Source organism: Pseudomonas sp. LAIL14HWK12:I7 (assembly GCF_000483465.1).
GTDB classification, from domain to species: domain Bacteria; phylum Pseudomonadota; class Gammaproteobacteria; order Pseudomonadales; family Pseudomonadaceae; genus Aquipseudomonas; species Aquipseudomonas kermanshahensis.
The window spans coordinates 36,999-61,813 of the sequence record NZ_AXYZ01000015.1; the positions used below are offsets into that span (position 1 = coordinate 36,999).

Sequence of the window (24,815 nt, forward strand, 5' to 3'; positions counted from 1 at the left end):
GCGCGTGCGGCGGCACACCCAGGTCGGTAGGTCAGGAACGGTTGATGTCGAGCCACACCGCGCCGTTGGGGTACTGGTAGCGCTCCAGGGTGTCAGCGTGCATTTCAATGCTGTAGCCCGGGCGCTGTGGCGGCATGTAGCGACCGCGACGGATCACCACCGGGTCGAGGAAGTGTTCGTGCAGGTGGTCGACGTATTCCAGCACCCGGTTGTGCAGCGATGCCGAAACGGCGATGTAGTCGAACAAGGCGATGTTCTGCACATATTCGCACAGCCCGACCCCGCCGCCATGCGGGCAGACCGGCACATCGTACTTGGCCGCCATCAACAGCACGATCAGCACCTCGTTCAGGCCACCCAAGCGGGCCGCGTCCAGCTGGCAGAAGTCCAGTGCGCCGGCCTGGAACATCTGCTTGAACATCACCCGGTTGTGGCAGTGCTCGCCGGTGGCCACGCCGATGGGCGCGATGCGTTGGCGGATGGCTGCGTGGCCGAGGATGTCGTCGGGGCTGGTGGGTTCTTCGATCCACAGGGGCTCGAAGGCGGCCAGGCGGCGCATGTTGGCCACCGATTCATCGACGCTCCAGACCTGGTTGGCGTCCATCATCAGGGTGCGTTCCCAGCCGATTTCGTCCCGCAGGATGCTGGCGCGGCGAATGTCTTCTTCCAGGTCGGCGCCGATTTTCTGCTTGATGTGGGTCCAGCCGTCGGCGACCGCTTCGCGGGCCAAGTGGCGCATTTTTTCTTCGCTGTAGCCGAGCCAGCCGGGGGCGGTGGTGTAGCCGGGGTAGCCTTCGCGCAGCATTTGCGCTTCGCGCTGGGCCTTGCCTGGCACCTGGCGGCGGAGCAGGGCGATGGCTTCCTCGGGGGTCAGCACGTCGGTGACGTAGCTGAAGTCCAGGCAGCGCACCAGTTGCTCTGGGGTCATGTCGGCCAGCAGCTTCCACACCGGTTTGCCTTCGTGCTTGGCCCACAGGTCCCACACGGCGTTGATGATGGCGGCGGTGGCCAGGTGGATCACGCCTTTCTCGGGGCCAAGCCAGCGCAACTGGCTGTCACCCACCGTGAAACGGTGCCAGAACGCGCCCATGTTGGCGGTGATTTCTTCCAGGGTCAGGCCGACGATCATCGGTGCCAGCGACTGCACCGCCGCCGCGCAGATTTCGTTGCCGCGGCCGATGGTGAAGGTCAGGCCATGGCCTTCGAGGGCGTCGGCGTCGGTGTGCAGCACGACGTAGGCGGCCGAGTAGTCAGGGGCGCTGTTCATGGCGTCGGAGCCGTCCAGCGACAGCGAAGTCGGGAAGCGGATGTCACGGACGCTCAGGTGGGTAATACGTATGCTCATGGCGGACTCTTGTTCTGGTCAGGCAGTGGGAGACTCGACTGTAGGTTGTCGAGCGATATAGGCATAATCGCCAATTCCTAAGTAGGGATATCGGAATTGATATGTCTCAAATGCCCGCAGACAGCCCAGCGCTGCCGCAAAACCTTGGCACATTGAAGATCTCCAGCCGCCAGATCACCTTGCTCAACGCTCTGGGCGAGTTCGGCAACCTGCGCCGTGCCGCCACTGCGATGCACACCACGCAACCGGCGGCCAGCCTGCTGCTGCAGCAACTGGAAGAACGCCTGGGCGTGCGCCTGTTCGAGCGCCTGCCGCGTGGCATGCAGCCAACGCTGTATGGCGAGGTGATGATTCGCTACGCGCAGAACGCGCTGCACGAGTTCGAACATGCCCAGGCACAGATCGCCGAACTGGCGCGCGGTGCCTTGGGCCTGGTGCGGGTGGGCAGTGTGATGGGGCCGGTGCCCGGTTTGCTGACCAAGGCGGTGCTGGCCTACAAGCGCGATCACCCTAAGGTGCGTATCTCGCTCGAAGTCGGCACCAGCGATACCTTGTTGCCGGCGCTGCTGCGCGGTGATTTCGACATGGTGGTCGGGCGCCTGCCCGACCAGAGCGACAGCCAGGACCTGAACATCGAACTGTTCGAGGGCGGTGAGCAGATGCGCGTCATCGCCCGCGCCGGCCACCCCTTGGCCGACGCCAAGGCGTTGCAGTTGGCCGACCTGGTGGCCCTGACCTGGATCCTGCACCCCATCGGCAGCCCCATGCGCCGCCGGGTCGAAAGTGCCTTGCAGGCGGGCGGCATGGTGCAGTCGCTGGACATTGTCGAGACCGCCTCGATCTTGGCCACCACCGCGATGTTGGAGGCCTCCGAGATGATTGCGGTGGTGCCCAACGATGTGGCCGAGCATTATGCGCGCTACGGCATGGTTGACATCTTGCCGGTAGAACTGCCGATCTCGATGGCCAACCTGGGCTTGCTGACCCTGCGCTCGCGGCCCAATTCCGTGGCCCTGGACAGGTTGCTGCAGTACCTGCGCACGCAATAGCCCTGCCTTTACACCTTTTTGAGGTTGCCCTCTGATGCCGTCGGACATTACCCACTCCAGCTTCTGCAACTGGGTCCGCTACAAGCACCTGGTGCTGATCGACACCCTGGCACGCACCCGCAACATGCACGCCACCGCTACGCGGATGAACCTCAGCCAGCCGGCGCTGAGCAAAATGCTGCGTGACCTCGAGGAGCAGTTTGGCTTCGCCTTGTTCGAGCGCCTGCCACGTAGCATGCCGCCCACCGAGCTTGGCGAGTATGTGGTGCGCTACGCCCAAGGGGTGCTGGGCGACTCGCAGCAGTTTGTCGACCAGGTCAACCGGCTGCGCAAGGGCGGGCACGGGTTCATCCGCGTGGGTGGCATTTTTGCGGCCACCCCCGTGGTGCTGCCTCAAGCCATTGCCGCCATCAAGGCACGCAGCCCGTTGCTCTCGATCGAAGTGGTCGAGCACTCCAGTGACCACCTGTTGGCCATGCTGGAGCAGAACAAACTCGACATCATGATCGGCCGCTTCACGGAAGAACGCTTCAGTCAGCTGTTCGACTATCAGCCCCTGGAGCCCGAGCCCTTCAGCCTGGTGGTCAACAGCCGCCACCCGCTCAATGCACTGGCCAGCACCCCAGTGGAGGCACTGGGTGAGTGGCCCTGGGTGCTTTACCCCGTGGGCACGCCAATTCGCAATCGCCTGGAACAGGCCTTCAGGGTGGCTGGTATTGCCACGCCGGCAGACAGCGTCGAGACCATCTCGATGCCGATGTTCCTGCAGTTGCTGCAATCGGGCCCGATGATCGCGATGCTGCCCAGGTCGATGGTCGCCGCACAGCTGAGCAGCGGCCAGTTCAAGGAACTGCAGAGCCCCTTGCACCTGCCCGCGCTGGAGTACGGCATCGTTACCCGCAAGGACGAGCCGCTGACCCCGTCGGCCCACGCGTTCGTCGAGATTCTGCTCGACTTCGCGCAGCAACGACGTACCGCGCAGGGCACAACAAGCGATTGATAAATCGCCACCGATAGATGGTATTGATAACCCTGGGTTATCGCGTGATCGGATCATCTCATTGGGAATGTTGCGCAAGGCTTCTTACAGTGGTTGCAGATTCGCCCGGTATCGAACGGGCGACGCCATAACAAGAAGTCAGCCGCACCGCCTTGAGAGGTCTCATGCAACTGATTGCCCGCTCTGGTGACCTTGCCGTCATCCGCCTCAACCCGCTGGACAACGTTCTCATCGCTCGCCAGGCACTACCTGAAGGTCTGTTCCTGGACGCAGAAGCGATTACCGTGCGCCAGGCGATCCCCTCAGGCCATAAAGTCGCCACCCAGCGCGTGGAGCAGGGCCAGCCCCTGCGCCGCTATGGCCAGATCATCGGTTTTGCTTCACAGGCCATCGACGCCGGCGACCATGTTCACGTGCACAACGTGCAGATGGGTGATTTTGCCCGCGACTATGCCTTTGGCGTGGATGCCCGCAGCACGCCGGTCGCTGAGGCGGTGTTCCAGGGCATTGTGCGTGCCGATGGCCGGGTAGCCACCCGCAACTACATTGGCATTCTCACCTCGGTGAACTGTTCGGCGACCGTGGCCCGAGCCGTGGCCGACCATTTCCGCCGCGACATCCACCCCGAAGCGCTGGCCGACTACCCGAATATCGACGGTGTAGTGGCCTTGACCCACGGTGCCGGCTGCGCAGTAGACCCTTCCGGTGAAGCCTTGGGCCTGTTGCGTCGGACCTTGGCTGGCTATGCCGTACACCCCAATTTCGCGGCCGTGCTGATCATCGGCCTGGGTTGTGAAACCAACCAGATCGAAAGCCTGCTGGAGACCCAAGGGCTTACCACCAGCACGCAACTGCGCGCCTTCACCATCCAAGGCATTGGCGGCACCTCGAAGACCATCGCTGCCGGCATTGAGCAGGTCAAGGCGCTGTTGGCCCAGGCCAACCAGGTAGAACGCGAGCCGGTCAGCGCCCGCCACTTGATCGTTGGCCTGCAGTGCGGCGGCTCCGATGGCTACTCGGGGATCACCGCCAACCCCGCGTTGGGCAATGCCGTCGACCGCCTGGTGGCGGCCGGTGGCACCGCGATTCTGTCTGAAACACCGGAAATTTATGGCGCCGAGCACCTGCTGACCCGTCGCGCCGTAAGCCGCGAAGTCGGCGAGAAGCTGGTGGCACGCATCCACTGGTGGGAAGACTACTGCCAGCGCATGAACGCTGAACTGAACAACAACCCGTCGGCCGGCAACAAGGCGGGCGGCCTGACCACCATCCTCGAGAAGTCGCTGGGTGCGGTGGCCAAGGCCGGCTCCAGCAACCTGGTCGACGTCTACCAGTACGCCGAAGCGGTACGCGCCCATGGGCTGGTGTTCATGGACACGCCGGGCTACGACCCGGTCTCGGCCACCGGCCAAGTCGCAGGCGGCGCCAACCTGATTGCCTTCACCACCGGCCGCGGTTCGGCCTACGGCTGCGCCCCGGCGCCGTCGATCAAGCTGGCGACCAACAACCGGGTGTTCGAGCACCAGGAAGAGGACATGGACGTCAACTGCGGTGGCATCGCTGATGGCTCCACCAGCATCGAAGAGCGTGGCGCGTACATCTTCGAACAGATGCTGCGCATCGCCTCCGGCGCGCGCAGCAAAAGCGAACAGCACGGCTATGGGCAGAACGAGTTCGTACCCTGGCAGATCGGCGCCGTGACCTGATCGACAGCCCACTCCCGAATTTGAGGCAACCTTTTATGCACGTTAGCGGACACAACTTCATTGCCGGCCAGCGCAGCGCGCTGGGCCAAACCCTGGTCTACAGCGTGGACGCCCACACCGGCGAGCGCCTGCCCGGCGGTTTCTATCAGGCCACCTTGGCCGAAGTCGACAACGCCGTGGGCGCGGCCTCGGCGGCTTTCCCGCTGTTTCGTAACCTGCCAGCGGTGCGCCGCGCCGAGTTCCTGGAGGCCATTGCCGACGAACTCGACGCCCTCGGCGAAGACTTCATTGCCTTGACCTGCCAGGAAACGGCCTTGCCTACTGCGCGAATCCTGGGCGAGCGGGGGCGTACCAGCGGGCAGATGCGCCTGTTCGCCCAGGTGCTGCGCCGTGGCGACTTCTATGGCGCCCGCATCGACCAGGCCCTGCCTGCCCGCACGCCGTTGCCACGCCCAGACTTGCGCCAGTACCGCATTGGGGTTGGCCCGGTGGCGGTGTTCGGCGCCAGCAATTTCCCGCTGGCGTTCTCCACAGCGGGTGGCGATACCGCCGCAGCCCTGGCGGCCGGTTGCCCGGTCGTCTTCAAGGCCCACAGCGGCCACATGGCCACTGCCGAACGCGTAGCTGAAGCACTGATTCGTGCTGCCGAACGCACGAACATGCCGGCCGGTGTGTTCAACATGATCTTCGGTGGCGGGGTTGGCGAGGCCCTGGTCAAGCACCCCGGCATCCAGGCAGTCGGGTTTACCGGGTCGCTCAAGGGGGGGCGTGCGCTGTGCGACATGGCGGCGGCACGGCCGCAGCCGATTCCGGTGTTCGCCGAAATGTCGAGCATCAACCCGGTGCTGGTGCTGCCCCAGGCCTTGGCCTCGCGCGGTGCGCAACTGGCCAAGGACCTCACCGCGTCGGTGGTGCAGGGCTGTGGCCAGTTTTGCACCAACCCGGGCTTGGTCCTGGGCATTCGCTCCCCAGCGTTCAGTGCCTTTGTCGAGCAGTTGGCCGGGCACATGGCAGAGCAAGCGCCGCAGACCATGCTCAACGCTGGCACCCTGGGCAGCTATGGCAAGGGCCTGCAGGCCTTGATTGCCCACCCTGGGGTCAAGCGGTTGAGTGGCCAGGCGCAACACGGTAACCAAGCCCAACCGCACCTGTTCGAAGCCGATGTCAGCCTGCTGCTGGAGCAGGACGAGTTGCTTCAGGAAGAAGTATTCGGCCCGTGCACGGTGGTGGTGCAGGTTGCCGATGAAGCCGAGCTTATGCGCGCGGTGGCAGCCTTGCGCGGCCAACTGACCGCCACGTTGCTGGCGGACGATGCCGACCTGGCGGCCTACGGCTACTTGCTGGGTGCGTTGGAAGTGAAGGTGGGTCGCGTGCTGCTCAATGGCTACCCCACCGGGGTCGAGGTGTGCGATGCCATGGTCCACGGCGGCCCATACCCGGCCACTTCGGACGCCCGCGGCACCTCGGTCGGCACCCTGGCCATCGACCGCTTCCTGCGCCCTGTGTGCTACCAGAACGTGCCTGACGCCTTGCTGCCCGCCGCCCTGCAGAACGCCAACCCGTTGGGCATCCAGCGCCTGGTGGACGGCAAGCCCAGCACCGCAGCCCTGAACTGACCGTGGAGTGACAGGCATGACGCAAACCAAACGGTATGACGTGCAGGCGCTAACCCGGTTCGTCGAGCAACTGTTTGAAAAAGCCGGTGCCGATGCCGAGGTCGCCCAGGTGGTGACCCAGGTATTGCTCGAAGGCGAACTGCTAGGCCATCGCACCCACGGCCTCAACCTGGTCAGCCGCTACATCGGCGGCATGCTCAGCGGGCAGGTCAAGGCGCAGGCCCAGGCGCTGGAGCAGGTGTCGGACAGCGGCATTTCCAGTCTTTTCGACGGCCATTACGTACTTGGCCCGTACTGTGTCAGCCGGGCCCTCGACTGCGCGGCCAAAGGTGCCAGCGCACAGGGCATCGGCATTGCCGTGGTGCGCCGGGCCGCGCACATCGGCTGCCTGGCGGCTTACCTCAAGCCTTATACCGACCGTGGCCTGGTGGCCATGGTGTATTCCTCGGACCCGTCCGTGGGGCTGGTCTGTGCCCATGGCGGGGTCGACCCGGTGTTCACGCCCAACCCGATTGCCGCCGGCATACCGACCCAGGGTGAGCCGATCCTGCTGGACGTGAGCATGTCTACGGTAACCCTCGGCCTGGTCGGGCAGTGCCGTGATGCCGGCAGCCGGCTGCCGCACCCGGTGCTGATGAGCAACGATGGCCACCTGAGCGATGACCCGCGTGACTTCTTCACCACGCCCCAGGGCAGCATTCTGCCACTGGGTGGTCAGGCCTTTGGCCACAAGGGCTTTGCCCTGGCAATCCTGGTCGAGGCACTGACCTCGGCATTGGCCGGCCATGGCCGCAAGGACGCCCCGGACCAGTGGGGCGCGTCGGCCACCGCGGTGGTCATCGACCCGCGCTTTTTCGGCGGCTTGCAAGCGTTTACCGACGAAACCAGCTTCCTCGGGCGGTTGATCATGGCCAGCCGACCGGTAGACCCCGAGCGCCCGGTACGCCTGCCTGGGCAAGCTGGCCTGACGTTGCGCCGGCAAGCCTTGGTGCAGGGCCTGAGCCTGTCGCAGCCAGTGCTCGACGACCTCGACCGGCTGGCCGAGCAGCTGCAGTTGGCGACCCGTTCGCAGGCGCTTTCCCAATGAATGACAATGACAACAAGGGTGCACCCATGACAGACCAATCGAATGCCAACCAGCCACTGCCGCTAAGCCACGACCTTGCCGTGTTCGACACCGGCAGCTGGGTGGGGCGCGTCTGGCTGCCGGATCAAGGCCCCGCCGTGGTGCTTGTCAAGGCCGGCGCCGTGCACGATATCAGCGCCCATGTGGCGACGGTTTCGGCCCTGCTGGAAGTGGCCGACCCGGTGGCCTACCTGCGTGCGTTACCATTGGCCGACGCGTTGATCGAGTTACCGGCGCTGCTGGCCAACAGCGACCCTGGCCAGCGTGACGCGCGCTTGCCTTGGCTGTTGGCACCGATCGACCTGCAAGCGGTGAAGGCCGCCGGTGTCACCTTCGCCGCCAGCTTGCTGGAGCGAGTGGTGGAGGAGCAAGCCAAGGGCGACCCGGCCAAGGCCGATGCCATCCGCGATACGCTGGCCAGCCGCATCGGTGCGGACCTCTCCCAGATCATCCCGGGCTCTGCCCAGGCCGAAGCGCTGCGCAAGGTCCTGGTGGAGCAGGGCTTGTGGTCGCAATACCTGGAGGTGGGCATCGGCCCGGATGCCGAAGTCTTCACCAAGGCGCAGCCACTGTCGGCGGTCGGGCATGGTGCCGACATCGGTATCCACCCCAAGTCGAGCTGGAACAACCCGGAACCGGAGGTGGTACTGGCGGTGTCGAGCGACGGCAGCATCAAGGGCGCCATGCTCGGCAACGATGTCAACCTGCGCGACTTCGAGGGGCGCAGTGCCTTGCTGCTGTCCAAGGCCAAGGACAACAACGCCTCCACCTCGCTGGGGCCATTGCTGCGCCTGTTCGACGAGAGCTTCAGCCTGGACGATGTGCGTAACGCCGAAGTGGACCTGCGTGTCGAGGGCCAGGACGGCTTCATCCTGTCCGGCCGCAGCTCCATGCGCCAGATCAGCCGCGACCCCCAGGACCTGGTGCAGCAGACCCTCAACGAAAACCACCAGTATCCCGACGGTCTGGTGCTGTTTCTCGGTACCCTGTTCGCGCCCAAGCAGGACCGCGACCAGCCAGGCAACGGTTTTACCCACAAGCCCGGCGACTTGGTCGCCATCAGCAACGCGCAACTGGGCACCCTGTGCAACCGCGTCACCACCAGCGACCTCGCGCCGCAGTGGGGCTTCGGCCTGCGTGCGCTGATCGACAGCCTGAGCCGGCGCGGCCTGCTCGAGGCGGCGGTAACTGCGCGTCAACCTTGAGGGTTGCCGCACCAAGGATGAACGCAACAGGACCGACGGATCGCCAAGGCGCTGAAGGCGCCGCAACAATAATAATAAAGGCCACCCAATGAACCCTATGAAGAAGTATCAGCGCCTCACCGTTGTCTTCCTGCTGTTGATTGGCATCGTCAACTACCTGGACCGTAGCGCGCTGTCGATCGCCAACACCTCGATCCAGAAAGACATGATGATCAGCCCCTCGCAGATGGGCATTCTGTTGTCGGCCTTCTCCATTGCTTATGCCTTTGCCCAGTTGCCGATGGGTATGATCATCGACCGCCTGGGCAGCAAGATCGCCCTCGGCGCCTCGTTGCTGGCCTGGTCGGTGGCCCAGGCCACCTTTGGCATGGTCAGCAGCTTTGCCGGTTTCATGGGCTTGCGCGTGTTGCTGGGGATTGGCGAGGCGCCGATGTTCCCTTCGGCGGCCAAGGCCTTGTCGGAATGGTTCGATGCCAACGAACGCGGCACCCCGACCGGTATCGTCTGGTCCTCGACCTGCCTTGGCCCATGCCTGGCGCCACCTTTGCTGACGCTGTTCATGGTCAATTTCGGCTGGCGCGGCATGTTCATCATCACCGGGTTGATCGGTGTGGTACTGGCGGTGTGCTGGTTGAGCTTCTACAAGAGCAAGGCGCAGTACCTGGCCGAGCTCGCTGCGCAAGGTAAACCGTTGCCTACCGAGTCCAAGCAGCCGCTGCCTGCGGCCAATCCACAGGCGCCGAAGGTGTCGTACTTTGCGGGTTGGCTCGACTTGTTCAAGCACCGCAGCACCTGGGGGGCGGTACTGGGCTTCATGGGCGTGATCTACATGCTCTGGCTGCACCTGACCTGGCTGCCCGGCTACTTTGAACGTGAGCACGGCCTGGACCTGTACAAGACTGCTTGGGTGGTTTCGCTGGCCTATGGCTTCGGCGCGGCGGGCACGATCGTCGCCGGGCGCTTCTGTGACTTGCTGGTCCAACGCGGCATGAGCATCCTTGGCAGCCGCAAATTCAGCGTGATCACCGGCCTGGTGCTGGCGGCGTTGTTCACCTTGCCGCTGTCCTTCGTCAGTGGCCTGACCGGCTGTGTGGTACTGCTGTGCCTGGCGCTGTTCAGCATCAACATGGCCAGTGCCACCGCGTGGATGATCGTCAACACCATCGTCGACAGCCCGCGGGTGGCGTCGTTTGGCTCGATCCAGAACTTCGGCGGCTACATTGCGGGCTCCGTGGCACCGATCGTCACCGGCTTCAGCATCCAGTACTCGGGTTCGTTCAACACGGCATTCATGATCAGCGCGATCGTGGCACTGTGCTCGGCGGTGGCTTACTTCCTGCTGCTGAAGGCACCGATCGGCAGTGCCAAGGCCGAGGCGGGGCCGATGGTTGGGGTGACCGAGTAACAGCCCTACTGCGCCACTGGACCTACGGCACTTGTCAGGTGTGGGTATCTGTATGTATAACCAGTACCCACATTCATTGCCCGACCTTGCCCCGTGATCGCCCATTCTGTCGACGACCCGTTCTATTACCTGCATAACTTCCGCCAGGTGCTGCTATGGGTCGAGCAGCGCTATGACGACCTGCTCGATGACCAGGAGCTGGCGTTCATCCAGGCGTTTACGCAATTGGACGCGCCGGCGCAGGCCTTGATGGTGCGTATGGTCATGCGCAAGGGCGAGCTGTTTCGCAGTGACAAGCTGACCTATGCCGAGATCGGCGATACCGCGCTGGCCTTGCAGCCGTTGCAGGCGTTGGGTTGGGTTCGGGAGCCTGCGCATCTGGAGCTGGAGCAGCTGTTCAGCTTGCTGCGCAAGGACGAATTGGCATCGTGCTTCGCCGCCCAATTGAGCCGGCCGCGCGCCGCCAAGCACGACTTGCTCGCGCAGCTTCAACCCCTGGGGCTAACGGCCAGGCCATTGCAGGCGTGGTTCCCCGGCAGTGACGTGCGCATTTTCCAGTGGTGCCTGCAGCCGCTGTGTGACCGCATGCGCCTGTTGTTCTTCGGCAACCTTTACCAGGACTGGTCGGACTTCGTGCTCGCCGACCTAGGCTTGCTGCGCTACGAGCACGTACCTTTCAGCACCGATTCGCGCGCCTTGCGCCATCGCGCCGAGGTCGATCTGGCCATGGCCTTGCACCAGTGCGCCGAGCGGCTGGAGCAGGGCGATGACCCGCTGTCGATTCTGGGGGCGATGGCAGGGCTGCACAGTGACAACCCTTGGTTGGCCCGGCGCCATGCGCGCCTGCTGTTTGCCCTGGGCCAGCAATGCGAGCGCCAGGGCAACTGGGACCAGGCCATGGCTGTCTACGGCCAGTGCAGCCATGCGCAAGCGCGAATCCGTCAGGTGCGTGTACTGGAACGTAGCGAACAATGGCCGCAGGCCCATGCACTGGCACAGCAGCTGGCCGCGGCCCCGGCCAATGCGCTGGAGGTGCAGGCGCTCGAACGCATGCTGCCGCGCCTGGCCCGCAAACTCGGCGGCCCGCCACAACGTCGCCAGCGTGCTGCGCCGCTGCACTTGATCGAACTTGAGCTGCCGCGTGAACACGCAGCCCTGGGTGTGGAGGAGGCTGTGCGCCAGCACTTGGCCGAGGCCGGCGGGCAGGTCCATTACGTGGAAAACACACTGTTCAACAGCTTGTTCGGCCTCTTGTGCTGGGAGGCGATCTTCGCGCCGGTACCAGGTGCCTTTTTCAACCCGTTCCAGGCCGCGCCACAAGACCTGCACGACAGCGACTTCCAGCAACGGCGCAGTGCGCTGTTCGACCGCTGCCTGGGGCGGCTCGACGAGGGTAGCCACCGCCAGGCCATTCTCGACTGCTACGCCGCCAAGCACGGCCTGCAGTCGCCGTTCGTGTTCTGGCCGATGCTCAGCGAAGCCTTGCTCGAACAGGCACTGGCTTGCCTGCCGGCCGCGCACCTGAAGCAGTGCTTCCTGCGCCTGTTGCATGACATCCGCAACAACCGCGCCGGGATGCCTGATCTGATCCAGTTCTGGCCCGAGCAGGGCGGCTACCGCATGGTCGAGGTCAAGGGGCCGGGCGACCGCCTGCAAGACAACCAATTACGTTGGCTAGAGTTCTGCCGTGCCCAAGGTTTGCCCGTTGCAGTGTGCCATGTGCGCTGGAGCGAGGCGGCGTGAGCTACAACGTGGCGGTGCGTGCCCTGTGCGAGTTCAGTGCCAAGGTTGGCGACCTGGACCTGCGCTTCACCCCGTCGCCCACGGCCCAGGAAGGCATCGAGGGGCACCGTCGGGTAGTGGCGCGGCGTGCGGCCGATTACGAGTCGGAGGTGGCCCTCGAGGGGCAGTTCGAAAGCCTGCGGGTGCGAGGCCGAGCCGACGGTTACGACCCTAGTTGCAACCGCTTGGAAGAGATAAAGACCTACCGCGGCGACCTTGCGCGCCAGCCGGCCAACCATCGCCAGCTGCACTGGGCCCAGGCCAAGGTCTACGCCTGGTTGATGTGCCACGCGCGACAATTGCCGGCCATCGAAGTGGCCCTGGTGTACCTGGACGTGGACAGCGATGGCCAGACGCTGATCAGCGAGCACCACACGGCTGCCGCGCTGCAAGCGTTCTTCGAAACCCAGTGCCGCTGCTTTCTGGCTTGGGCGCAGCGTCAGCAAGGCCGACTGGCCGAGCGTGACCGCGATCTGCAGGCGCTGGGGTTTCCCTATGCGCAATTCCGCCAGGGCCAGCGGCAATTGGCCGAGACCCTGTACAAGGCCGTCAGCACCGGCCGCTGCCTGATGGCTCAGGCCAGTACCGGTATCGGCAAGACCCTGGGCACCTTGTTCCCATTGCTCAAGGCGATGGTGCCGCAGCAGCTCGACAAAGTGTTCTTTCTGACGGCCAAGACGCCGGGCCGGGCGCTGGCCCTCGATGCCATGCGCCAGATCACCGATGCCACGCCGCAACCGGCCTTGCGCACCTTGGAGCTGATCGCCCGCGACAAGGCCTGCGAGTACCCCGACAAAGCCTGCCATGGCGAGTCCTGCCCGTTGGCGCAAGGCTTCTACGACCGCCTGCCCGCCGCGCGCGAGGCTGCAGCAGCGGTGCCGTTGCTGGACCGTGCCAGCCTGCGCGAGGTGGCCTTGGCGCATCAGGTTTGCCCTTATTACCTGGGCCAGGAAATGGCCCGCTGGGTCGACCTGGTGGTGGCCGACTACAACTATTACTTCGATGCCCATGCCTTGCTGTTCGGCTTGGCCCAGGCTAACCAATGGCGGGTGGCGGTGCTGGTAGACGAAGCGCACAACCTGGTCGAGCGCGGTCGCGGCATGTACAGCGCCAGCCTCGAGCAAGGCCAGTTGCTCGCCTTGCGCCAGAGCAAACCGCAAGGGCTCACCCATGCGCTGGACCGCCTCAACCGGCAGTGGAACGCGTTGTACAAAGAGCAGCGTGCACCGTATCAGGCCAGCGAGCAGTTGCCGGAGGCCTTCCTACGCGCCCTGCAACAGTGCATCGGGCTGATCCAGGAGCGCATGAATCAGGCGCCAGCCGAGGTAGATGTGCAGGTGCTGCAGTTCTTCTACCAGGCGTTGCAGTTCAGCCGGGTGGCTGAATTGTTCGACGAGCATTTCATCTTCGACATCAGCCAGCGCGAAGGCCAGCGCAAGCGGCGCCTGGCCACCCTGTGCCTGCGCAATGTCACCCCGGCGCGGCTGCTGGCCCCACGCATGCAGGCGGCGCGCAGTGTGACGCTGTTTTCCGCCACGCTGAGCCCTCGGCATTTCTACAGCGACTTGCTCGGCATGCCGGCCGACACGGCCTGGTTGGAAGTGGCAGCGCCGTTTCGCGCCGAACAACTCGAAGTACGCATCGCCAGCCAGGTCTCGACCCGTTACCGAGAACGCCAGGCTTCGCTGGCGCCAATCGTCGCGCTGATCGCCGAGCAGTACCAGCGCATGCCCGGTAACTACCTGGCCTTTTTCAGCAGTTTCGAATACCTGCAGCAGGTGGCCGGCTTGTTGGCAGAGCAGCATGCAGACATCCCCCTGTGGGCGCAGGCGGCAGGCATGGATGAAGAGGCGCGTCAGGCATTTCTCGATCGCTTCGTGGCGGATGGCTGCGGGGTGGGTTTTGCGGTGCTGGGGGGCGCGTTCGGGGAAGGGGTCGATTTACCCGGCACGCGCTTGATCGGGGCGTTTGTCGCGACCCTCGGGCTGCCCCAGGTCAACCCTGTCAACGAGCAGTTCAAGCAGCGCCTGGGGCGCCAGTTTGGCGCAGGCTTTGATTACGCCTACCTCTACCCAGGCGTGCGCAAGGTCATTCAGGCGGCGGGCAGGGTCATTCGGGGGGATCAGGACCAAGGCGTGTTGGTGCTGATCGACGAACGTTTTGCCGAACCGCGGGTTCAGCAGATGTTTCCCAGTTGGTGGCGGTCGGGCGGTGCGTGACGCTTGCCGCTGCCCTTGGCGCCGTTCACCGCTGGTCAAACTGTGGACGGGTAGGCGGGCTTGGGTTCGTTATGCGGGCGTCAGTTGGGGTAACATTACCCTCCGCGCCGTCTTCAAACCCCTTGAATATCAAGGTGATGGCACTGCTCCAAGCCCGAATGGCCATGCGTTGTCATTTGGGCTTGCTTTCATGTCGAATAGACTCGCTTCACGCTTTGGCTGGCCCCGTACCGGTCCAAGCGTCGCTACAGGATTCACGTTGTGACCGATCTCTCGAAGAACCCGCTGCTGCAGTACATGGCCCGCCTGGCGCCGTCGAGCCAGCAAACCATGCGCTACATCCTTCAGGACGCGGCCGACCGGCTGGGTTTCGTCGACTGCAACCTTGTCGATGTACCGTGGCACTTGCTTGAACCTGGGCATGTGATCGGCTTGGTAGCGGCATTGCGCGAGGATGGTTACGCCCCTAACAGTTCGTCGCTGTATGTGAATGCGGTGCGTGGGGTGATGAACGAGGCGTGGCGCCAGGGCCTGATCGACCATGAGCAGCTGTTGAGGATCCGCGAGGTCAAGCCGGCGACCGGTAGCCGCCTGCCACCGGGGCGCAACCTGCGGCGCAGCCTGATCCGTGAGTTGATGGACGTGTGCGCGGCCGACCCTCGGCCGCAAGGTGTGCGCGACGCGGCGATCATTGCCTTGCTGTACGGCACCGGCATGCGCAAGTCGGAGTCGGTCGACATCGACCTGGACCAGGTCGACTTCGATGCTCGCAGCCTGCAGGTACTGGGCAAGGGCAACCGGCAGTTGATCAAGTATGCGCCGCCTTGGGCGTTCGAAAAGCTGCAGGCGTGGCTGGACCTGCGTCGCAACGATTTGCCGGAGGGGGCAGCGGACGACCCGTTCCTGTTCAACCGCATTCGCCGGGGCAACCACATTACCCGCGCCCGCATCACCAAGCATGCGATCTACTACATTGCGCGCCAACGCGGTGCCCAGGTGGGTGTGAAGATCATGCCCCATGATTTTCGCCGTGCATTCATCACCCGGGTTATTGAAGAGCACGACCTGTCGATTGCCCAGAAGCTCGCGCACCATGCCAATATCCAGACTACGGCCAGTTACGACCGCCGGGATGACAACGAACGGCGGCGGGCGGTAGACCGCTTCGATTACTGAAGCCTCACTGCATAGCTGTCTGAGCAGCCTTGTGCTGCGAAGAGGCCGGTGTAAGCACCTGTAATCTCCACTGCTTGCACCGGCCTCTTCGCAGCACAAGGCTGCTCTACAAAAAACAAAGCTCATTACATTCCGGCACCGAAACAGGGCCTTCGCGCGCCCTCGCTTTGTGCGCGCCACCCCTGTGTGCCCGATGCCAGAGCGGTCGCGCTGTCGATTTCATTTTTGTTCACCTGCGTAGTTGGCCCGCAACCTGCTATATCCAGCCTGAGAATTTGATCGAGTGGTCAGGCAGGCAGCCCTCAAGCGCCGCCTGCCTGGCCCTCTAAACGGCCACCAGGCCACGGATATCAGGGGCCGCAGGATGTCGCTCGCGGAGCAGATCGAACAACAACAAGACGACGCAGGCTGGAGCGCCTTCCTGCAGTTGCGCTTTACCCAGCGCGACGGTGTGACCCGCCTTGGTGCGCGGCGGCATTTTGGACCTCTTTTGGTGCAGCGGCCTTTCTATCCCGAGGGCGCGCCGTGCCATGTCTATGTGCTGCATCCGCCCGGCGGCATCGTTGCCGGTGACCGGCTGGAACTCGACATCCACCTTGAACCTGGCAGCCACGCCTTGCTGACCATGCCCGGCGCGAGCAAGTTCTACCGCAGCATCGGCCCCACCGCACGGCTGGCCCAGCGTTTTCACCTGGCCGCCGACAGCACCCTGGAATGGCTGCCTCAAGACAGCATTTTCTTCGCCGGTGCTCGTGCCAGCCTCGACAGCCGCTTCACCCTGGCGCCAGGCGCCCGGTTGCTGGCCTGGGAAACCCTGTGCCTGGGCCGCCCGGTGATGAATGAGCGATTCGATCACGGCGCCCTCGACAGCCGCTTGCACATCGAAATGCCCGATGACCCAGGCCTGTACGAGCGCCTGCGCATCGAAGGCGGGCAACTAGGCAAGCTCGGTGGGCATCCCTTGGTCGCCACCTTTTGCGCCGCCCCGGCGGACCCTGCGCTGCTGGACCACGTCCGGGCCTTGCTCGATGAGCTGGACAACCCCGCTGGCGCCACCCTGATCGGCTCGCTGCTGGTCATCCGCCTGCTCGACCACGACAACCAACACCTGCAACACACCTTGCAACGCCTCTGGCATGCCTTGCGCCCGGCCGTCCTCGGCCTGCCAGCATGCCCGCCGCGTATCTGGGCTACCTGAGAGAAGCGCCATGGAGCTGACCCCAAGAGAGAAAGACAAACTGCTGCTGTTCACCGCCGCGTTGCTGGCGGAGCGGCGCCTGGCCCGCGGCCTGAAACTCAACTACCCGGAAGCGGTGGCGCTGATCAGTGCCGCCGTGCTCGAGGGCGCCCGGGATGGCCGCACGGTGGCCGAGCTGATGAGCCTGGGCCGTGAAGTGTTGAGCCATGAGCAAGTTATGCCCGGCGTCGCTGAAATGATCCACGACGTACAGGTCGAGGCGACCTTCCCCGATGGCACCAAGCTGGTGACCGTGCATGACCCCATCGTCTGATACAGCCCAGGAGCCCAGCATGATCCCAGGTGAAATCCAGGTCGCCGGCGGCGACATCGAGCTTAATAGCGGCCGCGCGACGGTGAGCGTCAGCGTGGCCAACCACGGCGACCGGCCCGTGCAGGTCGGCTCGCACTACCACTTCTACGAGGTCAACGACGCACTGGTGTTCGAGCGTGCGCCTACGCTGGGCTTTCGCCTGGACATTCCAGCCGGCACCGCCGTGCGCTTCGAGCCGGGCCAGGCCCGCACCGTGCAACTGGTTGCCTATGCCGGCAAGCGCGAGGTCTATGGCTTCCAGGGCAAGGTGATGGGCGCACTGGAGGGCAGGGCATGAGCCGTATTTCCCGCCAGGCCTATGCCGACATGTTCGGCCCCACCGTGGGCGACCGTGTGCGCCTGGCCGATACCGCGCTGTGGGTGGAGGTCGAGAAAGACTTCACCGTGTATGGCGAAGAGGTCAAGTTCGGCGGTGGCAAGGTCATCCGCGATGGCATGGGGCAAGGCCAGATGCTGGCGGCCGAAGCCATGGACCTTGTACTCACCAACGCGTTGATCATCGATCACTGGGGTATCGTCAAGGCAGACATCGGCGTCAAGCACGGCCGCATCGCTGCCATTGGCAAGGCCGGCAACCCCGATGTGCAACCAGGGGTCACCGTGCCAGTCGGCCCAGGCACCGAGGTGATCGCTGCAGAAGGCAAGATCGTCACCGCTGGCGGCATCGACTCGCACATCCACTTCATCTGCCCGCAGCAGGTGGAGGAGGCCCTTACCAGCGGCGTCACCACCTTCATCGGTGGCGGCACGGGGCCGGCCACCGGTACCAACGCCACCACCTGCACCCCTGGCCCATGGTACCTGGCGCGCATGCTCCAGGCCGCCGACAGCCTGCCCATCAATATCGGCCTGCTGGGCAAAGGCAATGCGTCGCGCCCCGAGGCATTGCGCGAGCAGATCGCGGCAGGCGCCGTCGGCCTGAAACTGCACGAGGACTGGGGTTCGACCCCGGCAGCCATCGACTGTTGCCTGGGCGTGGCCGAGGAAATGGACATCCAGGTGGCGATCCACACCGACACCCTCAACGAGTCCGGTTGCATCGAAGACACCCTGGCGGCCATTGGCGACCGCACCATTCACACCTTCCATACCGAGGGCGCGGGCGGTGGCCATGCGCCGGACATCATCCGCGCCGCAGGGCAAGCCAACGTGCTGCCGTCCTCGACCAACCCGACCTTGCCGTACACCGTCAACACTGTCGACGAGCACCTGGACATGCTCATGGTCTGCCATCACCTGGACCCGAGCATCGCCGAGGACGTGGCGTTCGCCGAGTCGCGCATCCGTCGCGAGACCATCGCTGCCGAAGACATCCTGCACGACATGGGCGCCTTCGCCATGACCTCGTCCGACTCCCAGGCCATGGGCCGCGTGGGGGAAGTGGTGCTGCGCACCTGGCAGGTGGCGCACCAGATGAAGCTGCGCCGTGGGCCTTTGGCGCCGGACAACAGCTACAGCGACAACTTCCGAGTCAAGCGCTACATCGCCAAGTACACCCTCAACCCAGCGTTGACCCACGGCATTGCCCATGAAGTGGGTTCCGTGGAGGTGGGCAAGCTGGCTGACTTGGTGCTGTGGGCTCCGGCCTTTTTTGCGGTCAAGCCCGCCTTGGTGATCAAGGGCGGGATGATCGTCACCGCACCCATGGGTGATATCAATGGCTCGATCCCGACGCCGCAACCCGTGCACTACCGGCCGATGTTCGGCGCCTTGGGCGCGGCGCGGCACGCCACGCGGATGACCTTTCTGTCGCAGGCCGCCATGGACAGCGGCCTGGCCGAAGCACTCAACCTGCGCAGCCTGATCGGTGTGGCCCACGGCTGCCGACGGGTGCGCAAGGCCGACATGGTCCACAACACCTTGCAGCCGGTCATCGAAGTCGATGCGCAGACCTACCAGGTGCGTGCCGACGGCGAGTTGCTGGTGTGCGAACCGGCCAGCGAACTGCCGCTGGCCCAGCGTTACTTCCTGTTCTGAAGGAGCACAGATGATAGTCCTGACTCGCCGGGTCACCGAACCCGGCTCGCTTGCCGAAACCGGCACCGTCACCCTGGATGTGGACAGCCGCATCAAGAGCCGCCTGCGGGTAACCCTCGACGACGGCCGCGACGCCGGGCTGATGCTCGCGCGCGGCCACCTGCTGCGTGGCGGTGAACTGCTGGCCGATGCCGATGGCAGCCAGGTCATTCGCGTGCTGGCCGCACCAGAAACGGTTTCGACGGTACGTTGCGCCGACCCGCACTTGCTCGCACGGGCCGCCTACCACCTGGGCAACCGTCATGTGCCGCTGCAGATCGAACCCGGCCTGCTGCGCTACCAGCACGACTATGTGCTGGACGACATGCTGCGTGGCCTGGGCCTGACGGTGGAAACCGAACAGGCACCGTTCGAACCCGAGGCGGGCGCCTACCAGAGCGCGCCGCACAGCCATAGCCACAGCCATGGCAACGACCACCCGTTCGTGCGCCTGCCTGCCCATTCCTGAACTGCCCTGGAGCCACTGATGAAAAAGACGTTCGCCCTGTTTCTGCTGATGCTGGCGGTGCCGGCCTTCGCCCACCCCGGCCACGACAGCAACCCGTTGCAGGACGGCCTGCTGCACCCGCTGACCGGCCTGGACCACCTGCTGATGCTGCTGGGCACTGGCGTGCTCGCTGCGCTGACCCGACGCAACCTGACCTTGCCGTTGGCAACCCTGGCGGCGATGTTTGGTGGCGCGGTGTGCGGCCATCTGTTTGGGGATGTGTTGGGCATGGAAACGATGATCAGCTTGTCGTTGCTGGTCGCCGCCGGGGCCCTGTTGCTGCCTAGCCGCCAGCTGTTGCTGGCGCTGGCCATGCCGGTGTTCGCCCTGTTTCACGGCTGGGCGCATGGCGTTGAAGCCACGCCCAGCGCGTTCTGGCAGTTCAGTGCTGGCTTCGTGACCGTCAGCGGCCTGCTGCTGGTGGCCGGGTTCGCGGTGGGTTGCTTGCTGCGCCGCCACAGCGGCCTGCAAAAAGCCTTCGGTGGTGGCCTGCTGGCCGGCGCCGCACTGGTACTGGCCGGTTGATGGACAGCGACCTGGCGCTGTTGCGCTTGCTGCAACTGGCCAGCCCGGGTTTGCCAGTGGGTGGGTTCACCTACTCGCAAGGCCTGGAATGGGCCGTCGAAGCGGGTTGGGTGCAGGATATCGCCAGCTTCAGTGCCTGGCAGCGCGAGCAGTTGCACGACACCCTGGGCTGCGTCGACTGGCCCGTGCTGGCACGCCTGTATCAGGCCTGCCTGGCCACGGATGCCCAAGCATTCAGCCAATGGAGCCGCTTTCTGCTGGCCAACCGGGAAACCGCGGAGTTGCGCCTGGAAGAACAACAGCGTGGCTCGGCGCTGGCACGCCTGCTTGATGGCTGGCAATTGGGGCAGGACCCCGCCTGGCGGGCCAGCCTTGAACTCAGCCAACTGGGCGGTATGGCCTGGCTCGGCGCCTACTGGTCGATCCCGCTGCGTCAGTTGGCGCTGGGCATTGGCTTCGCCTGGCTCGAAGGCGCAGTGATGGCCGGGGTCAAGCTGGTGCCGTTCGGCCAGCAGGCGGCGCAAACCTTGCTGCGCGACCTGGGCCAGGACTTACCCGCCGTACTCGACCAGGCGCTGGCCCTGGGCGATGACCAGCTCGGTGGCGGCCTGCCATTGCTGGCGATTGCTTCATCGCGACATGAAACCCAATACACCCGTTTGTTCCGCTCCTGAGGACTGCCTTCATGCAAAGCTATCAACAACCCCTGCGCGTCGGTGTCGGCGGCCCGGTCGGTTCCGGCAAGACCGCGCTGCTCGAAGCCCTGTGCAAGGCCATGCGCGATCATTATCAGATCGCCGTGGTGACCAACGACATCTACACCAAAGAGGACCAACGCATCCTCACCGAGGCAGGTGCACTGGAGCCTGAGCGCATTGTCGGCGTGGAAACCGGCGGCTGCCCACACACGGCGATCCGCGAAGACGCCTCGATGAACCTGGCGGCGGTGGAGGCCTTGGCGCGCAAGTTCGGTAACCTTGAAGTGATCTTCGTGGAGAGCGGGGGCGACAACCTCAGCGCCACGTTCAGCCCGGAGCTGGCCGACCTGACCATCTACGTCATCGATGTTGCCGAGGGTGAGAAGATCCCGCGCAAGGGCGGACCGGGGATTACCAAGTCTGACTTTCTGGTGATCAACAAGACTGACCTTGCGCCTTACGTCGGTGCATCGCTGGAGGTGATGGAGCGCGACACCCAGCGCATGCGCCCGCAGCGGCCATGGACATTCAGTAACCTGAAAAAGGGCGAAGGGCTGCAGGCGGTGATCGATTTCATCGTTGAGCGCGGGATGCTTGGTGTGCGCGGCTAGCCGGCATGCAATACGCGTGTAGGAGCAGCCTTGTGCTGCGAAGAGGCCGGAAGCTACACAGTGAAATGTCGCTGCTTTCACCGGCGTCTTCGCAGCACAAGGCTGCGCCTACAGGGCAACATTCAGGGCAGGCTTGCATCAGTCATGGCAACAATGCGCCTTGCCGGTCTGCCCTTCATAGCGGTCATGGTGCCGCACCCAGTCCATGGTTCCGGCCTCGTTACGCCCCAACGGCGCAATGTCGAGGAAGTTGTAGGTATTGACCAGAATGTCCAGCCCGCGGGCATAGGTTGAGTACGTGTGGTACACGCTGCCGTCCGCGTCAAGGTAGAACGCACTCAGCCCCGGCAACTCGCTTTCGCTACCTTCATAAGGCTCATAGTTGTACTGCCGAGGCTCGTCGCTGCCCACGCTGACGCCAAAGTCTTCATTGAACCCGCTACCTGCGGACGAGTACCACGAAAACTGCCAGCCCATGCGCTGGCGAAATGCCTGGAACTCGGCGTAGGGCGCCCGGGAGACAGCCACCAGCGATACATCGTGGTGCGCCAGGTGCAGGTTCGCGCCGTCGAAATGGTCAGCCAGGAAAGAGCAGCCTGGGCAACCTTCACGCCAACCCTCGGCGAACATGAAGTGATAGAGCAATAGCTGGCTGCGCCCGGCGAACAGTTGGGCCAGGCTCAGTTCGCCCTCCGGCCCCTGGAATCGATAGGGTTGTTCGACCTTCACCCAGGGCAAAGCGCGACGTGCTGCAGCCAGCTCGTCGCGTTGATGGGTGAAGGCTTTTTCGTGCAGCCACAGCTGTCGGCGTGCTGCCAGCCACTGGCTGCGGGAGACCACCTCATGCCTGTTTTCACTGCTCATGGTGCTGACTCCAGGGTAGGGATTCAGCACTGGTCGAGCGGGGCAGGGCCAGATCGACAGGCATCGAAGGTGGTGCGATGAACGGTGGGCTGGGCGTCAGCCCGAATGGGCGATAGGGTCGTCGGTCAGTTCATCCGGCACGTCGCTTTCCCCAGGTAATGCGGTAATCACACTGAAGTCGCTGACTTCGACCGCACCGCCGCCATACCCCAGCAGGTGGAAGGAAAACGCCTTGCGCTCGGTCGGGTTGTCAAAGCTGAACTCCATCTCTAGTGGCTGATCCGCCGTCACGCGGATTTCTTCTGGCAGCCCCAATGGCACATCTTGCTCCAGTTGCTTGGCCTTGAGTTGAATATATGCCGCACGACGCGGGTCCAGCGAGCGCACCTTGACCCGTACACGGGTGTGCGAGCCGCCGGGCATCTCCAGGTACTGCGCACCGATCAGGTTGTCGGCCCAGTCATCGTGAATGCGCTTGCGCAACTTTATCGGTGATGGGCCGCCGAACTGGTAGCGCAGGTTGAGCGGCGTTTGCAGCAGCGATTGGTCGAGGGTGCCGGCCAGGGTAACGACCTGCTGGCCGAGCATGTCGTCACCGGTGCCGAGGTAGCGCGCCTGGTCGGCGATGAAACCTTCGCTGGCATAGCGTCGGCAGCGCTGCTGGAAGTCACATTCGGTGAACACGCCTTGGCCGTTGTGGTAACGCAGCATGCCGTTGGTGTAGGCGATCATCTCGCGGCCAGTGTCGTAATCGCGGTACAGCGAGCGGCCACCCAGTGCGACGGGGATCGGCAAGGCGAAGTAGTCGAGCAGCGACGTGGTCAGGTCGATATGGCCATAAGTGCCGCGCTTGATAGTGGGTAGCTCCGCCTGCTCCGGCGCCAGGGTGAGGTTGAAACCCCACGAGGATGCCAGGCGCACGCCGTCTATGCCGTGGGACTCGTCGGAAGTGACTACCACCAGGGTGTCCTTGAGCACACCCTGGCGTTCGAGGTTATCGAGAAACGCGCCGATTGCATCATCCAGGTAGGCTACGGCAGCCTGCTTGGGCGTGTCGTAGCGCTCGAGGTAAGCCGCCGGTGCCGAATATGGCTGGTGAGTGCCCACGGTCAGCAAGGTCAGCATCCAGGGTTTGTCTTGTTTCCTCAGCTGGCCGACATAGTCCAGGGCACCTTCGAAGAAAGCGCGGTCGTCCTTGCCCCAAGGGAATTCCAGGTAGTTCTTGTTGCGGAACCACTCCAGGCCATGCACCGAATCGAAACCGATGTGCGGCATGATGCGGTCCTTGGCCATGAAGCGCAGCCCAGCACCCTGTAGGTAGTGGGTGGTGAACCCGGCCTGGCGCAACTGTGCCGGCAGGCAGGCCTGGTTACGGTCGTTCTGGGTCAGCAGTTCGACGCCCTTAGGCGTGCCGTTGGCCAGCTTGTCGTAATCACCGCACAGCATCGCGTACAGGCCACGGATGGTCTGGTGGGTGTGCAGCACATAATCCGGGGTGTTCATGCCGCGCTCGGCCCAACGGCTGAGCTTTGGCATCAGGTCTTCGTCGAAGCGGCTGTGCAGGGCCTGGCGGTTGGGGCGAATGTAGGCCCCGGGGATGCCTTCGACGGTGATGACCAACAGGTTGCGTGCACTGCCCGGTGCCTTGAGCAGCTTCTGGCCATGCAGGTCGGACTGGGTCAGGCCACTGCTGGGCAGGGGCGTGACCACCTGTTCCTGGCCGGCCCAGCCCAGGGCCTGGCGCTGCAGGCTACCGACGCCGGCCGACAGCAACTGATGGGAGAGGTTGTACTGCCGCCACTGCTCGGCATCGGAAGGCGCCAGGTGTTGGCTGCCCCAGTGCGCGCCAAACAGCAGCAGCGTAACTGCCCAGGTCTTGCGGGGCAGGGGGGCGACGCGTTGGCCGCGGCTGCTCCAGACGCTGAGCAACCAGGCCAGCACGCCGGCCGCCAAGAGCCAGGGCAACCAGCCATGCGCGAGGCCGCCGCCGGTTGAGTTCTCCATGAATTGGGAGTCGGTCAGGTAGCCGAGGTCGGCGCTGGTGGGCAGCCTGCCCACCGCGCTCACCAGCTCGGCCGACGCCACCCAGAGCGCCGCCCAGGCCAGCAAAACCGGCAACGCCAGCCACCACGGCCGGCGGTGCAGCAGCAAGACCAGCAGGCTGCCGAGGGCCAGGTCGGACAGATAACCGAGCGGGTTGGACCAACCCAGCATGGCGCGCGTACCCAGTGGGATCACCAGCACCAGGCCCGCCAAAGCGACGAGCCGGGTGCGTGGGTGGTCGAACAGGTTCTTCACAGAAAACTTCCCTTTTGCCATTAAATCGTCATGCAACTGTTCTGAATGATAACAGGCTGGGCCAGGGAATACGGCGGGCTACAAGGCTGGTAACC

At 64.4% G+C, this 24,815-nt stretch carries 21 protein-coding genes; 18 read left to right on the forward strand and 3 right to left on the reverse strand.

Going from position 1 to position 24,815, the window contains the following annotated elements; all coding sequences use genetic code 11:
- Nucleotides 1-31: 31 nt before the first annotated feature.
- Complete coding sequence (locus tag D886_RS0115265; RefSeq protein WP_027594748.1) at nt 32-1,345, reverse strand: L-fuconate dehydratase; 1,314 nt, start codon at nt 1,343-1,345, stop codon at nt 32-34.
- 101 nt (nt 1,346-1,446) lie between these two features.
- On the opposite strand from D886_RS0115265, the gene D886_RS0115270 reads away from it, so the two are divergent.
- The 18 genes from D886_RS0115270 to ureG all read left to right on the forward strand — a co-directional run bounded on the left by D886_RS0115270 (nt 1,447) and on the right by ureG (nt 21,558).
- On the forward strand, nt 1,447-2,394 hold the full coding sequence (locus D886_RS0115270; RefSeq protein WP_027594749.1) for a LysR family transcriptional regulator: 948 nt from the start codon (nt 1,447-1,449) through the stop codon (nt 2,392-2,394).
- A 34-nt stretch (nt 2,395-2,428) separates the two neighbouring features.
- Nucleotides 2,429-3,394, forward strand: coding sequence for a LysR family transcriptional regulator (locus D886_RS0115275; protein ID WP_027594750.1), 966 nt, complete (start codon nt 2,429-2,431; stop codon nt 3,392-3,394).
- A 164-nt stretch (nt 3,395-3,558) separates the two neighbouring features.
- Nucleotides 3,559-5,100 (forward strand): UxaA family hydrolase, encoded by a 1,542-nt coding sequence (locus tag D886_RS0115280; RefSeq protein ID WP_027594751.1) that lies wholly within the window; start codon nt 3,559-3,561, stop codon nt 5,098-5,100.
- A gap of 35 nt (nt 5,101-5,135) precedes the next feature.
- A complete protein-coding gene (locus D886_RS0115285; RefSeq protein ID WP_033694217.1) occupies nt 5,136-6,716 on the forward strand; it encodes an aldehyde dehydrogenase (NADP(+)) in 1,581 nt (526 codons plus the stop codon).
- Between the two features lie 16 nt (nt 6,717-6,732).
- Complete coding sequence (locus D886_RS0115290) at nt 6,733-7,803, forward strand: Ldh family oxidoreductase (RefSeq protein WP_027594753.1); 1,071 nt, start codon at nt 6,733-6,735, stop codon at nt 7,801-7,803.
- A gap of 26 nt (nt 7,804-7,829) precedes the next feature.
- Nucleotides 7,830-9,047 carry a fumarylacetoacetate hydrolase family protein gene (locus tag D886_RS0115295; RefSeq protein ID WP_027594754.1) on the forward strand — a complete coding sequence of 406 codons (1,218 nt, stop codon included), beginning with the start codon at nt 7,830-7,832 and terminating at the stop codon, nt 9,045-9,047.
- A gap of 97 nt (nt 9,048-9,144) precedes the next feature.
- On the forward strand, nt 9,145-10,452 hold the full coding sequence (locus D886_RS27040; RefSeq protein WP_050580762.1) for an MFS transporter: 1,308 nt from the start codon (nt 9,145-9,147) through the stop codon (nt 10,450-10,452).
- A gap of 93 nt (nt 10,453-10,545) precedes the next feature.
- Nucleotides 10,546-12,195, forward strand: a complete 1,650-nt coding sequence (locus tag D886_RS0115305) for a VRR-NUC domain-containing protein (RefSeq protein ID WP_027594755.1) — start codon at nt 10,546-10,548, stop codon at nt 12,193-12,195.
- Nucleotides 12,192-14,453: an ATP-dependent DNA helicase gene (locus D886_RS0115310; RefSeq protein ID WP_027594756.1), complete on the forward strand. Its 2,262-nt coding sequence runs from the start codon at nt 12,192-12,194 to the stop codon at nt 14,451-14,453. The genes D886_RS0115305 and D886_RS0115310 overlap by 4 nt, the downstream gene beginning before the upstream one ends.
- A gap of 261 nt (nt 14,454-14,714) precedes the next feature.
- Nucleotides 14,715-15,629: a tyrosine recombinase XerC gene (gene xerC / locus D886_RS0115315; RefSeq protein WP_027594757.1), complete on the forward strand. Its 915-nt coding sequence runs from the start codon at nt 14,715-14,717 to the stop codon at nt 15,627-15,629.
- A 364-nt stretch (nt 15,630-15,993) separates the two neighbouring features.
- Nucleotides 15,994-16,827 carry an urease accessory protein UreD gene (locus D886_RS0115320; RefSeq protein ID WP_027594758.1) on the forward strand — a complete coding sequence of 278 codons (834 nt, stop codon included), beginning with the start codon at nt 15,994-15,996 and terminating at the stop codon, nt 16,825-16,827.
- A gap of 10 nt (nt 16,828-16,837) precedes the next feature.
- On the forward strand, nt 16,838-17,140 hold the full coding sequence (locus tag D886_RS0115325; RefSeq protein ID WP_027594759.1) for an urease subunit gamma: 303 nt from the start codon (nt 16,838-16,840) through the stop codon (nt 17,138-17,140).
- Nucleotides 17,141-17,159: 19 nt separating this feature from the next.
- On the forward strand, nt 17,160-17,477 hold the full coding sequence (locus tag D886_RS0115330; RefSeq protein WP_027594760.1) for an urease subunit beta: 318 nt from the start codon (nt 17,160-17,162) through the stop codon (nt 17,475-17,477).
- On the forward strand, nt 17,474-19,177 hold the full coding sequence (ureC, locus tag D886_RS0115335) for an urease subunit alpha (protein WP_027594761.1): 1,704 nt from the start codon (nt 17,474-17,476) through the stop codon (nt 19,175-19,177). The genes D886_RS0115330 and ureC overlap by 4 nt, the downstream gene beginning before the upstream one ends.
- Before the next feature lie 10 nt (nt 19,178-19,187).
- Nucleotides 19,188-19,685 (forward strand): urease accessory protein UreE, encoded by a 498-nt coding sequence (ureE, locus tag D886_RS0115340; protein ID WP_027594762.1) that lies wholly within the window; start codon nt 19,188-19,190, stop codon nt 19,683-19,685.
- An 18-nt stretch (nt 19,686-19,703) separates the two neighbouring features.
- Nucleotides 19,704-20,249, forward strand: coding sequence for a HupE/UreJ family protein (locus D886_RS0115345; protein ID WP_027594763.1), 546 nt, complete (start codon nt 19,704-19,706; stop codon nt 20,247-20,249).
- Nucleotides 20,249-20,923 (forward strand): urease accessory protein UreF, encoded by a 675-nt coding sequence (locus D886_RS0115350; protein ID WP_027594764.1) that lies wholly within the window; start codon nt 20,249-20,251, stop codon nt 20,921-20,923. The genes D886_RS0115345 and D886_RS0115350 overlap by 1 nt, the downstream gene beginning before the upstream one ends.
- Before the next feature lie 11 nt (nt 20,924-20,934).
- Nucleotides 20,935-21,558: an urease accessory protein UreG gene (ureG, locus tag D886_RS0115355; protein WP_010953755.1), complete on the forward strand. Its 624-nt coding sequence runs from the start codon at nt 20,935-20,937 to the stop codon at nt 21,556-21,558.
- A 138-nt stretch (nt 21,559-21,696) separates the two neighbouring features.
- On the opposite strand, the gene D886_RS0115360 is transcribed toward ureG, so the two are convergent.
- Nucleotides 21,697-22,422, reverse strand: a complete 726-nt coding sequence (locus tag D886_RS0115360) for a thioredoxin family protein (protein ID WP_027594765.1) — start codon at nt 22,420-22,422, stop codon at nt 21,697-21,699.
- 96 nt (nt 22,423-22,518) lie between these two features.
- The gene (locus D886_RS0115365; protein WP_027594766.1) at nt 22,519-24,720 is read right to left on the reverse strand and encodes an LTA synthase family protein; all 2,202 of its coding nucleotides are present in this window, start codon (nt 24,718-24,720) and stop codon (nt 22,519-22,521) included.
- Between the last annotated feature and the right edge of the window lie 95 nt (nt 24,721-24,815).